This is a genomic window from Halovalidus salilacus (assembly GCF_031852275.1).
GTDB lineage: Archaea > Halobacteriota > Halobacteria > Halobacteriales > Natrialbaceae > Halovalidus > Halovalidus salilacus.
Genome location: NZ_CP134700.1, coordinates 3,133,233 through 3,144,243, shown reverse-complemented (window position 1 = coordinate 3,144,243; position 11,011 = coordinate 3,133,233). Strand labels below are relative to the sequence as shown.

Annotated in this window: 11 protein-coding genes; 6 read left to right on the top strand and 5 right to left on the bottom strand. The window is 61.4% G+C overall.

The window, feature by feature from the left end; all coding sequences use genetic code 11:
* Nucleotides 1-195: 195 nt before the first annotated feature.
* From RJT68_RS15510 to RJT68_RS15490, 5 genes are read left to right on the top strand one after another with little or no spacing between them, the layout of a single operon-like run.
* Nucleotides 196-1,263 (top strand): ABC transporter substrate-binding protein, encoded by a 1,068-nt coding sequence (locus RJT68_RS15510; RefSeq protein WP_407037443.1) that lies wholly within the window; start codon nucleotides 196-198, stop codon nucleotides 1,261-1,263.
* A 36-nt stretch (nucleotides 1,264-1,299) separates the two neighbouring features.
* A complete protein-coding gene (locus RJT68_RS15505; protein ID WP_407037442.1) occupies nucleotides 1,300-2,412 on the top strand; it encodes an ABC transporter ATP-binding protein in 1,113 nt (370 codons plus the stop codon).
* Complete coding sequence (locus RJT68_RS15500) at nucleotides 2,409-3,608, top strand: M24 family metallopeptidase (protein WP_407037441.1); 1,200 nt, start codon at nucleotides 2,409-2,411, stop codon at nucleotides 3,606-3,608. Before RJT68_RS15505 ends, RJT68_RS15500 begins: the two co-directional genes overlap by 4 nt.
* A gap of 9 nt (nucleotides 3,609-3,617) precedes the next feature.
* A complete protein-coding gene (locus tag RJT68_RS15495) occupies nucleotides 3,618-4,550 on the top strand; it encodes an ABC transporter permease (protein WP_407037440.1) in 933 nt (310 codons plus the stop codon).
* Entirely contained in the window at nucleotides 4,547-5,368 is an 822-nt protein-coding gene (locus RJT68_RS15490; RefSeq protein ID WP_407037439.1) for an ABC transporter permease, read from the top strand. The genes RJT68_RS15495 and RJT68_RS15490 overlap by 4 nt, the downstream gene beginning before the upstream one ends.
* A gap of 6 nt (nucleotides 5,369-5,374) precedes the next feature.
* On the opposite strand, the gene RJT68_RS15485 is transcribed toward RJT68_RS15490, so the two are convergent.
* The gene (locus RJT68_RS15485) at nucleotides 5,375-5,899 is read right to left on the bottom strand and encodes a winged helix-turn-helix transcriptional regulator (RefSeq protein ID WP_407037438.1); all 525 of its coding nucleotides are present in this window, start codon (nucleotides 5,897-5,899) and stop codon (nucleotides 5,375-5,377) included.
* Nucleotides 5,900-6,407: 508 nt separating this feature from the next.
* On the opposite strand from RJT68_RS15485, the gene RJT68_RS15480 reads away from it, so the two are divergent.
* Nucleotides 6,408-7,751: an acetyl-CoA carboxylase biotin carboxylase subunit gene (locus RJT68_RS15480; RefSeq protein ID WP_407037437.1), complete on the top strand. Its 1,344-nt coding sequence runs from the start codon at nucleotides 6,408-6,410 to the stop codon at nucleotides 7,749-7,751.
* A gap of 10 nt (nucleotides 7,752-7,761) precedes the next feature.
* Here the strand turns inward: RJT68_RS15480 and RJT68_RS15475 are convergent, their stop codons facing one another.
* The 4 genes from RJT68_RS15475 to RJT68_RS15460 all read right to left on the bottom strand — a co-directional run bounded on the left by RJT68_RS15475 (nucleotide 7,762) and on the right by RJT68_RS15460 (nucleotide 10,940).
* The gene (locus RJT68_RS15475) at nucleotides 7,762-8,523 is read right to left on the bottom strand and encodes a LamB/YcsF family protein (RefSeq protein WP_407037436.1); all 762 of its coding nucleotides are present in this window, start codon (nucleotides 8,521-8,523) and stop codon (nucleotides 7,762-7,764) included.
* Between the two features lie 225 nt (nucleotides 8,524-8,748).
* Entirely contained in the window at nucleotides 8,749-8,985 is a 237-nt protein-coding gene (locus RJT68_RS15470) for an acetyl-CoA carboxylase (protein ID WP_407037435.1), read from the bottom strand.
* A gap of 78 nt (nucleotides 8,986-9,063) precedes the next feature.
* A complete protein-coding gene (locus RJT68_RS15465; RefSeq protein WP_407037434.1) occupies nucleotides 9,064-10,041 on the bottom strand; it encodes a 5-oxoprolinase subunit C family protein in 978 nt (325 codons plus the stop codon).
* Nucleotides 10,038-10,940 carry a 5-oxoprolinase subunit B family protein gene (locus tag RJT68_RS15460; RefSeq protein ID WP_407037433.1) on the bottom strand — a complete coding sequence of 301 codons (903 nt, stop codon included), beginning with the start codon at nucleotides 10,938-10,940 and terminating at the stop codon, nucleotides 10,038-10,040. The genes RJT68_RS15465 and RJT68_RS15460 overlap by 4 nt, the downstream gene beginning before the upstream one ends.
* Between the last annotated feature and the right edge of the window lie 71 nt (nucleotides 10,941-11,011).

The window sequence follows — 11,011 nt, the reverse complement described above, 5'->3', positions numbered from 1 at the left end:
CTTTTCGCCCATAAACGTTTATCTTGATTCCTATCAGCCACAAATTTCCAATTGGCACTTACGTATGTCGGATGTTTGTGTAGCAAGTTTTATTACCCACTTCCCCCATGTCACTTGTGTACAATGAGAGAACCTCTCAATGAGACGGTCGCTGGCGTCCGCAACACTTCGGGGGTAAGTCGAAGCCGCCGTCGTGTGTTACGATCGATCGGCGGCGTTAGCGCCGCGGGAATCGCCGGCCTCGCCGGTTGTATCGGCGGCGGTGGCTCGAGCGACCCGTTCGTCGTTCAGGTTACCGGTGGGAACTACATCGAGTCGTACGAAGACGAGGTGTTCTCGGCCTTCGAAGAGCAAGAGGACGTAACCGTCGAGGTCAATCAGATAAGCGACCAGTTCGACGGGTACGAACAAATTCAATCCGGGCAGTCTGACGCGCACGTGACGATCACTTCCGCGGACACGCTGTATATGGGCTCGAGCGAGGACGTCTGGGAGCCGATCAACACCGACGAGCTCGACAACTACGATAAGCTCGGCGACACGTTTAAAAACCCGATTTACGACGCCGGAGACGACGTTCACGGCATTCCGACGGTGTACGGAACCGTGGGAATGGGGTACAACCGCGACGAACTCGGCGAACTCGACTCGTGGGAGGCGTGCTGGGACGAAGCGAACGAAGGCGACGTCACCATGCAGGGGACCGACTTCGTGCGCGTGTTCACGACCGCCCTTTACCTCGGGATGGATCCCAACGATATCGAAGCCGACGGCTCCTACGATGACGGTATCGAACAGATCTGGGAAGCAGTCCGCGAGCAAAAAGACCTGGTCTCTAGCTACTGGTCGACGGGCGACGAACACGTCCGAATGTTCTCACAAAACGAGGCGTACGTCGGCGAAGCGTGGGGCGGTCGAATCAAGGCCGCCATCGACGACGGTCACGACCACCTCGACTACGTCATCCCGGAGGAGGGTGCCTACGGCTGGTCCGACAACTGGGCGATGGTGGCTGGGATCGACGACGACAAACGAAGCACTGCGATGGCGTTCTTCGACTTCCTGCTCGAAGATGACGTGTTGATCCCGCTCGCGGAAGCCCTCGGCTACCCGCCAACGACCGGCGCAACGTCGGACGTGATCGAAAGCCTCGGCGACTACGAATCGACGAATGGTGAACAGCTTACCTTCTTGGACCCCGGATACCAGGAGGATCACACCGACGAGTGGTCCGAGGAGTGGGAGAGTATCCAATCGTCGTAGTTATCCCGCTGAACGCCCACACACATACATCCACAAATGGTATTTCTCGACATCGACAATTTACGGAAGGAGTTCGGTGAGACTGTCGCCGTCGACGGAATCTCCTTTTCCGTCGAGGAAGGGGAGTTCGTCACCGTCGTCGGTCCGAGCGGCTGTGGAAAGACGACGACGCTCCTCAACATCGCCGGCCTCCAGACACCGACGTCCGGATCGATCCAACTCCAGGGAACCGACCTTACGAAACTCCCTCCGTACGAGCGCAATATCGGCGTCGTCTTCCAAGACTACGCGCTCTTTCCTCACAAGACCGTCGCGGAGAATATCGCCTTCGGACTGAAGATGCGCGGCGCCGACGAGCGAGAGCGTGAGGAGAAAGTCTCCGAGATGCTCTCCATGATCGACCTCGAGGGCTACGAGGACGAGTATCCGCACGAGTGCAGCGGTGGGCAACAACAGCGCGTCGCCGTCGCTCGAGCGCTCGCGTTCGACCCCGACCTCGTGCTGATGGACGAACCGCTGTCCAACCTCGATAAGAAGCTTCGAGGAACGATGCGGACCGAACTCAAACGCATCCAGCGCGAAACAGGCATCACGACCATCTACGTCACCCACAACCAGACGGAGGCGCTCTCGATGGGTGACCGGATCGCGGTGTTGAACGACGGTACCTTGGAGCAGTACGACGACCCGAAGACGGCGTACGAGCGCCCGGCGTCGCCGTTCGTCGCGGACTTCCTCGGTACCTCGAGCAGGATCGACGGCACCCTCCGACTCGGATCAACGCCCAGCGTTCAGTTCGGCGACTGGAGCATCGCCGTCGAGGCCCGCGACGGTTTCAACGACGGCGACGAAGTCGCCGTCTTCGTCCGGACCGAGCTCGCGTCCCTCAGTACAGAGCGCCCCGCGACCGAGAACGCATTCCGGGGAACCATCGAGAGCGTGGATTACCAGGGCCAGGGCGCCGTCTACTTCGTGTCCGTTCCCGCGTTCGAGACGACGTTGCAGGTGAATCACCATGCGAACGCGAGCATGCTCGAGCCCGGCAACGAGGTTTGGGTGAGTATCGACCCCTCGGACGTCATTTACACGGCGTCTAAGGGAACGACTAACGGGCCGAAACGGCCCGAAGTTCCCGCAGAGGGTCGATGACCGGCGCACTAATCCAGCACGGCCAGCCAGGCCACCGGGACTACGAGCGCCAGGAACTCTTCCACGTCCTCGAGCCTGTCGCGCGAGAGAACCTCGAATTGGTCCAGAAACGGATGGCCGACGCGGACGTCGACGCCCTGATCGTCAACCGATCCGATAACCTCCGGTATCTCGTCGGCTACGGCCCCTACGACAGCTTCTCCCTCTCGGCCGAACACGGTGCGGTCGTGACGCAGTCGGGAGAGCCGACGATCGTCGCCGCCCCCCGCCTGGCCTCCGACCTCGACGATCGCCACTGGCTCGCGGACGTCGTTCCGTTTTCGACCACGAAGGGCGAGACCGCTGAGACGTTCGCGACGGTCCTCGAAGAGCGCGGCGTCGCCGACGGCATTGTCGCCCTCGATCCGCACATGGAGTACCGGTTCGCCAGGAAACTCGAGGCGTCGCTTCCGGGGTGTGAGCTGTGTGACGCGGGCGACCTGCTCTTCGAGGCACGGGCCGTAAAGACGGACGCGGAAATCGCGCTCATCGATGAAGGACTCTCGGTCGCCGAACTCGCGATCGAGGCGGGCATTGAGGCAGTCGAGGTCGGCGTCCGCGAGTGCGAGGTCTCCGGGGCGATTATGAACGCCATGCTCTCGGCCGGCGCGGCCGGCGCGTACGCGCTTCCAGCGATCGTCAGCTCCGGCGTCCGCTGGTCGCGCTGTCAGGAGTACCCGTCCAGAAAGCGCATCCGTCGGGGAGAGTTCGTCCAGCTCGACGAGGGTCCGATGTGGAAGGGCTACTACAGCGAACTGGCGAGAATGGCGTTCCCCGGAACGCCGTCCGACGAACAGCGATCGATGTACCAGGCGACGTTTGCAGCCCACGAGGCGGCGATCGACGCCGTCGAACCCGGTGCAACCGGGCGCGAAGTGTACGACGCCGCGCGCGACGTCTTCGTCGAGTTCGGCTACGAGGAGTGGCTGACCGACGGCGACATCGGCCACGGTATCGGCGTCGTCGCCCACGAACCGCCCTACGTGGGCCCGACTGCGGACGTCACGCTCGAGGAGAACATGATCGTCATGATCGAACCGGGTCTGTTCCGGCGAGGCATCGCCGGCGTGCGCTTCGAAGACATGGTACTCGTAACCGATCGCGGCCGCGAAGTGCTCTCGCGAACCCCCCATCCCGATCATGAGAAGTTTATCTGAGGTGAACCAATGAGAAACGAAACCGCATCGACGACGGCAGAGACACCCGATCGAGTCAAATCGATCCGGCAGCGACTGATGGAGAGCGAGCGGATCGGCTACCTCCTCTCGCCGGGTTCGGGGCTGCTGTGGGTACTGGTGTTCCTGTTCCTACCATTGACCGTCATCATCGCGCTCAGTTTCTTCCGAGCCGGCGAGTTCGGGACAATCATTTACGAACCGACACTCGAGAACTACCGGCGGTTCGTCAACGGATCCGTCTACCACCGCGTGATCGGCCGGTCGCTGCTGATAGGCGTCGTGACAACCTTGATCGTGTTACCGTTCGGCTACACGCTCGGGTACTTCCTGGGACGGTCCAAGAGCCGATGGACACCAATCCTGTTGGGGCTCGTCGTCGTTCAGTTCTGGGTTCCGCTCGTAATCCGTACCTACGCGTGGATCCCCATCCTGGGTCGCCAAGGTATCGTCAACGACTTCCTACTTTGGCTCGGTGCCGTCAATCAACCGATCGAGATCCTCTATTCGACTCATGGGATGATACTCGGACTGTCAGTGAGTATTATGCCGTTCATGGTACTACCGGTGTACTCGATCGTCAGCACAATCGACGAGGAGATCATTCAAGCGGCGAAGACCTTGGGTGCGAGCGACGCCCGGGCATTCTGGGAGGTGACGTTGCCCCTTTCTTGGCCCGGCGTTGTCTCCGGGATCCTGTTCACGTTCATCCTCTCGGCCGGGGCGTTCCTCGCACCACAACTCCTCGGAGGACCCAACGATCGATTGATTGCACCTGTCATCGAGACGGTGTTCAGCAAGGACATGAACTGGCCGTTCGCGGCGACGCTGTCGCTCGTCTACGTGGCACTGATCGTCGCTGTACTCTACCTGTTCAGTCGAAAAGCGGACATCGAAGAAGCTCTCGAGGGGACCCAGCTATGAGCATTCGGAAATACGTATTCGACGGCAAAACGAACTTGAACTGGCAGGGGATTAAACTCGTTTCCGCGCTCGTGTACGTGAGCATGATCCTCCCGTTGATCATCGTCGTCGTCAACTCCTTTAGCGCCCAACGAATTGCGACCTTTCCGCCTCAGGGGCTGACGCTGCAGTGGTATGTCGAGTTTTTCCGGGACGACACGTTCCTCAGCGCGGTCTGGATAAGCACGCAGGTTGGAATCGCCGCCGCGATACTGGCGGGTGTGATCGGCACACTCACCGCTATGGGATTCGTCCGGAAGCCGTTTCCCATAAAAAAACCCCTCACGATTGCGCTCCTGACTCCGATGATCGTCCCGCCGGTGATCGTCGGCGTCGCAGCGACGAGCCTCTTCACCGAGATCGGCATAGATCGGAGCATTTGGTGGCTAATCGTCATGCACACGTTGCTCACGTTGCCCTATGCGTTCTTGATCGTCCGTAGTCGCCTATACCTCTTCGACGAGACGCTCGAGGACGCGGCGATGACTCTTGGTGCGGATCGAGTGATAACATTTCGGGAGATCACACTTCCACAGATCGCGCCAGCGATCATCACCGCGATGGTCTTATCCTTCGTCATTTCGTTCGGCGAGTTCACCGCCTCGCAGTTCTGGGTGCAGCGGCAGACGACCACAGTTCCAGTAGTCATTTACTCGATGGTGCGAACGACGATCACGCCGGAAGTCAATGTGCTTGCGACGCTCGTGCTCGTGATAACGATGGTCATCCCGGTCGTCGGACTCGCGATCAAGCGGTGGCTGACCGGGCCAACCAACTGACCCTGCTTACGATTCGTCGAGTAATTCGAAGATCTTCGGATCCGTTCTGAACTTCAGCATATTGTGTGCTACGGAGTTACGAACGTTCAGTACGACGTCGCCGTACTCCCTGTAGAAATCGTGGATCCACTTCGATTCCGCTTCGCGCGTTCTGAACATCATAATCGTCTTCCACTGGTACTCCCCGTTCGAGATGAAGTACATCATGGTGTGTTCGTCGTTCATGATGTGTTCCATCGCCTCCTTCCAGTTGTCGCTGAACCCCCACGGGAAGAATTTGAATTCGAACAGGGCGAAGTTGTAGAACTCCTCGTTCGGGAGGATCGCTTCGTGGAAGATCCCGGACTCTCGCATCTTCCGAATCGTTTCGCTTACCGTGACGTTCGAGACGTCGATATCGTACTTCTCCTCGAGAACGTCGGCGAGTTCGCGACTGGAGATCTGCGGATCGGCCGCCAGTTCTCGGAGAATTTTGATGTCACGATCCTTAAACTCCCAATCGATGTCGTCCGGTTGCGGCTCTGTGGGCATGCTACTCTCTCGTTTAGGAAATCATATTTACGTTCCGTGTTCAAACGGTCACCGTTCGGGAATCATCCACGACGTGAACTGACCGGTATTTCTCGCCAGTGAACGTCTCGACCTGCGACGGTAGCAGTACCACGCCTGGGTCACTATTTTGACGATTGCTCGGCGTGTTCACCGCTCCGGGGAGATCGCGGCCGCGCTGGCGATGATCGACGAACTGCAGGACGGAGTCGTCAACAGCCCTTGGGAGTAAGGGACATGTGGAGGGCGAGTTCGAGGTCGCGGAGAGCCGCGGATTCGGGCTGACACGATGCGCCGAATCTATCAACTCTGGCGACGAAATCCACAGGACGTTGCGCTGCGTCCGACGAAGTCGTACCACTCAACTCCGTTCGGCTCTCCGGATTCGGCCGGAGGTTCGTCTCGGTCGACGGACGGAGATGTGTGAATAAAATACAACATATACAGATGAGTTAGGCTTATGTGCGGACGGGGTACATAAAACTGTATTATGTTCGATACCGTGCTGATCGCGAACCGCGAGGAGATCGCCGTTCGGATCATCCAGTCGTGCAAGGACCTCGGCGTCGAGGCCGTCGCCGTCTACAGCGACGCCGACGAGGGCGCCAAGCACGTAAGAATGGCCGACGAGGCGTACCACATCGGAGGGTCGAAGGCGAAGGACAGCTACCTGAATCGGGACGCCATCCTCGAGGCCGCGCGGGAGGCGGACGTCGACGCGATCCACCCGGGCTACGGCTTCCTCGCGGAGAACGAATCGTTCGCGGCAGCCGTCGAGGACAGCGAGTTCGTCTGGGTCGGACCGCCGAGCGAGATCATGGCCGACTTCGGCGAGAAGACTCGAGCGCGAAAAATCATGGCCGAGGCGGACGTTCCCATCGTCCCCGGAACGACCGACCCCGTGACCGATCCAGCCGACGTCGAGGCGTTCGCCGAGGAGCACGGCTACCCGGTCGCCGTCAAGGCCGACGGGGGCGGCGGCGGTCGCGGGCTCAAGATCGTCCACGGTCCGGACGAGATTGAGTCCCAGTTCGCCGACGCCGTCCGCGAGGGCGAGGCGTACTTCGACAACCCGAACGTCTACCTCGAGCGGTTCCTCGAGGATCCGCGCCACATCGAAGTCCAGGTGATCGCCGACGAACACGGGAACGTCAGGCACCTCGGCGAGCGCGACTGCAGCATCCAGCGCCGACAGCAGAAACTCGTCGAGGAGTCTCCCTCCCCGGTGCTCGACGAGGAGACGCGCGAGGAGATCTGCGAGGCCGCCCGTCGGGGCGTCGCGGAGGCGGGGTACGTGAACGCCGGCACGGTCGAGTTCCTCTACGAAGACGGCGACTTCTACTTCCTCGAGGTCAACGCGCGCATCCAGGTCGAACACCCCGTCACGGAGTCGCTGACCGGGATCGACCTCGTGAAGTGGCAGCTCAGGGTAGCCGCCGGCGAGGAGCTCTCGTTCGCCCAGGACGAGGTCGATCCGCGCGGCGCCGCCATGGAGTTCCGTATCAACGCGGAAGATCCTGACAACGACTTCACCCCGATCCCCGGGACGATCTCGACGTACGAACCGCCGCGCGGTATCGGCGTCCGCGTCGACGACGGCGTCGACGAGGGCGACGCGATCACGCCCTTCTACGACTCGATGTTCGCGAAGGTGATCGTCAGCGGCGCCGACCGCGAGGAAGTGATCGCCCGGGGGAAACGGGCCCTCGACGAGACGACGATCGAGGGGGTGCCGACGACGATTCCGTTCCACCGCCGCCTCCTCGAGGACGAGGGGTTCCTGTCGAACGAGCACACGACGAAGTACGTCGACCGGCAGCTGGTCGACGAGTAGGAGAAGCCCGTTACGCGACTTCAGCGAGCGGTGCGAGTTCGATGTCGTGGTCGTCGAGCCGGTCGTGTATCGCCTCGAGGATCGGAACGGCGTTCGGGTTGTCGCCGTGGATACAGATGCTGTCGGCGGGCACCTCGATCACGTCGCCGTTTACCGCCTCGACGACACCCTCGGTCGCGATGGAGACGAACCGGTCAGCGACGAGTTCGGGATCGCGGTCCGCGAGTTGCTTCTCGACGATGAGCGACCGGTCCGCCCGGTAGTCGAGATCGACGTAGCCTTCGAAGACGGCGCTGAGGCCGTCGACCTCCTGTGCGACCTCGTAGATGTTCATGTCGGTCGCGAGGTAGATGAGGTCCTCGTCCACCTCGAGCATCCCTTCCATGACTGCGCGGGCGTGCTCCGTGCTCTCCGAGAGCATCGAGTACATCGCACCGTGGGGCTTGACGTGCTCGACGGTGACGCCGTGGCGTCGGGCGAACGCCGTCAGCGCGCCGAGCTGGTAAACGACGTAGTCGCGGACCTCCTCGGGCGTCGCGTCCATCTTGCGGCGGCCGAAGCCCATCCTGTCGGGAAGTCCGGGGTGAACGCCGATGCCGACGCCGTGTTCGGCGGCCAGTTCGACCGTCTCGCGCATCACGTGCGGATCGCCGGCGTGGTAGCCGCCCGCTATGTTCGCGGACGTGATGTAGGGCATGACCGCCGCGTCCTGCCCCATCGTCCAGTTGCCGAAGCTCTCTCCCATATCGCAGTTGATGTCGATCGTCGGCATGCGATTACATGAGCTACAAATATGTATATAACTTTCGTCGGAAATTGCATCTTGAGGGGGATAACTGGATCACGTTCTTTAAATTGGTGGCGTAAAAGGCGGAGTTCAATGCAGAAACGAAACTTCGACCGATCGAGACGGGACTCGAGGCAGGTTCGGCGATCGGTCGTCGAACGGCCGGCGGCGCCGCAATCCCGCCGGGTCGAACGGGGCAGTTCGTCGTCGCTACTCGATGTCCACGATGGGTTGGTCGGCCTGTACCTCCGCTTCGTTCTCGACGTGGAACTCGCCCACGGTCCCGTCGCTGTCGGTCGTGATCTCGTGGAAGTTCTTCATGACCTCGACGAGGCCGATGGTGTCTCCCGCTTCGACGGTGTCTCCGGGTTCGACGAACGGCGGTTCCTCCGGGTCTGGCTGCCGGTAGAAGATCCCCGGCATCGGTGATTTAACTTGTTCTGTCATCGGTAGGTGTATTGGATTCAGTTCCGATTATATTCTTTGGTTCGGTTATCGTCCATCTCGACGGTTCTTCGTTGAACGTTACGCACCGGTCTCGATTGCTTCCCGAATCTCGGCGAGGCGCTCCTTGCGCTCCCGACGAGCGGCAAGCGCCTCGTCGACGTCAACGTCCTCGAAGTAGACCGAGTCGTGGGTCTGGCGCTGGGCCAACAGTCCACGGTCGGCGCTGATGACGGTGCCGACGGTCGCGTAGCCGCCGCCGGTCACCGCGTCCTGCATGAGGACGATCGGCTGCTGGGGAACCTGAATCGAGCCCACCGGGTAACCGAGGTCGACTACGTTCGAGGGATCGGTGCCGGCGCCGAACGGTTGTTCGCGCTCTACGAACTCGATGTCCGGCCCTTCGAGCCGGTAGCCGACGCGGTCGGCTTCCGTCGATACCTTCCACTCGGCCTCGCAGAGTTCCTCCGTGCTCTCCTCGGTGAGGCGGTAGCTCGCCAGGCCGATGACGACGCGGACGGTATCTTCCTCGGCGTAGTCGGGAACGTACTGATCGTCGATCGCCGTTCCGATGAGGTCGCTCGCGCCTTCTGCGGGCTCGCCGATCGCCAGTTCGTCGCCCTCCTCGAGCGTGCGCCCCTCATGGCCGCCGATTCCGACGAGCGTGTACGTCGACCGGCCGCCCATCACCTCGGGAACGTCGATCCCACCGGCCACGGCGAGGTAGGCCCGCGCACCCTCCGTGGCGAACGAGAGGTCGAGCTCGTCTCCGGGCTCGACTGCGACGGTCGTCCACGTGTCGATATCCTCGCCGTTGAGCGTCGGCGACATGTCGGCCCCCGTGATGGCGATGACGGCGTCCTCCTCGAACGTGGCTGTCACGCCTTGGTAGGTCATCTCGATTGTCGCCGCGTCGGGATCGTTGCCGACGAGGTAGTTCGCGATCGTGTGGGCGTCCTCGTCCATCGCCCCTGACGGCGGCATTCCGATGTGATAGTTGCCGTACCGGCCGAGGTCCTGGACCGTGCTCGCGATGCCGCCCCCCGTAATCTGGATCATGCAACCACCTCCACGAGCCGCTCGTTGTACTCGAACGGCGCCTCGAAGAACTCCTCCGTCGAGAAGGTAACCGGCTCGTAGGTGTACTCATACGTTCCGGCATCGACCTCTTCTCGGATCGCGTCGTACTCCTCGCGGTCGATCCGGCGGTAGTTCAGGATGTCGCCGGGGTTCGGGAAGACGATCGAGTCCTCGAAGTCGGGGAGCTGCTGGTCGGTGTCCAGCACCTCGATCGGCGTCCGACCGTACAGCTGGTAGCCGCCGGCGCCCTGGACCGGATAGATGACCGAGAACGCGCCGCCGAAGCCGACCGCTCGGCTCGGCGTGTCGGTCCGCGGCTGGACGTACTTCGGCACCTCGAGTTGTCGGTCCCTGGGGACCATTTGAAAGCACCACGGGAGCCCCGGGACGAATCCCACCATCGTGACCATGTGCGGCGCGGAGACGAAGGCGTCGATGAACGCCTCCACCGAGTCGAACCCGTTAAGTTCGGCCGAGTACTCGAGGTCCGTCCCGTCGGGATCCTGGTGGCGGTCGCGAAATTCCATGAGCGTCTCGTGGGTCCACGGGTCCTCGAACAGGACCGGCACGTCCACGACGCGTGTCTCCCACTCGTAATCCTCCACGTCGAGCGAGGATTCGATTTCTCGCAGCTCCTCGATGACGTCGTCCGGGTGGACGACGTCGGGGTCGATCCGGAGCATGTACGACGCGTTCGCGGGACAGTTCTCGACGATTCCGTCGATGTCGCGCTCGGCGACCTGCTGGGTGATCGCCATCGCCTTGAAATTCGCCGTGAAGCTCATCGCCTCGGCGAGCTCGACGAACACGTGATCGTCGGCACCGTACTCGTATCTCGGTTCCGGCAGGTCTACGGGTGTGATTCGATCAGCTCCCATGCGTTAGCCTACCAATTCAGACTCCGAGTACGAATAGATATTGGTCAGCAATTAATATCCTGTACGAAAAT

What these genes read in the sequence shown, in the direction of transcription:
- RJT68_RS15495 (WP_407037440.1), top strand. Translation starts at nt 3,618, where the DNA reads ATGAGAAACGAAACCGCATCGACGACGGCAGAGACACCCGATCGAGTC.
- RJT68_RS15505 (WP_407037442.1), top strand. Translation starts at nt 1,300, where the DNA reads ATGGTATTTCTCGACATCGACAATTTACGGAAGGAGTTCGGTGAGACT.
- RJT68_RS15460 (WP_407037433.1), bottom strand. Translation starts at nt 10,940, where the DNA reads ATGGGAGCTGATCGAATCACACCCGTAGACCTGCCGGAACCGAGATAC.
- RJT68_RS15490 (WP_407037439.1), top strand. Translation starts at nt 4,547, where the DNA reads ATGAGCATTCGGAAATACGTATTCGACGGCAAAACGAACTTGAACTGG.
- RJT68_RS15485 (WP_407037438.1), bottom strand. Translation starts at nt 5,899, where the DNA reads ATGCCCACAGAGCCGCAACCGGACGACATCGATTGGGAGTTTAAGGAT.
- RJT68_RS15500 (WP_407037441.1), top strand. Translation starts at nt 2,409, where the DNA reads ATGACCGGCGCACTAATCCAGCACGGCCAGCCAGGCCACCGGGACTAC.
- RJT68_RS15475 (WP_407037436.1), bottom strand. Translation starts at nt 8,523, where the DNA reads ATGCCGACGATCGACATCAACTGCGATATGGGAGAGAGCTTCGGCAAC.
- RJT68_RS15480 (WP_407037437.1), top strand. Translation starts at nt 6,408, where the DNA reads ATGTTCGATACCGTGCTGATCGCGAACCGCGAGGAGATCGCCGTTCGG.
- RJT68_RS15465 (WP_407037434.1), bottom strand. Translation starts at nt 10,041, where the DNA reads ATGATCCAGATTACGGGGGGCGGCATCGCGAGCACGGTCCAGGACCTC.
- RJT68_RS15470 (WP_407037435.1), bottom strand. Translation starts at nt 8,985, where the DNA reads ATGACAGAACAAGTTAAATCACCGATGCCGGGGATCTTCTACCGGCAG.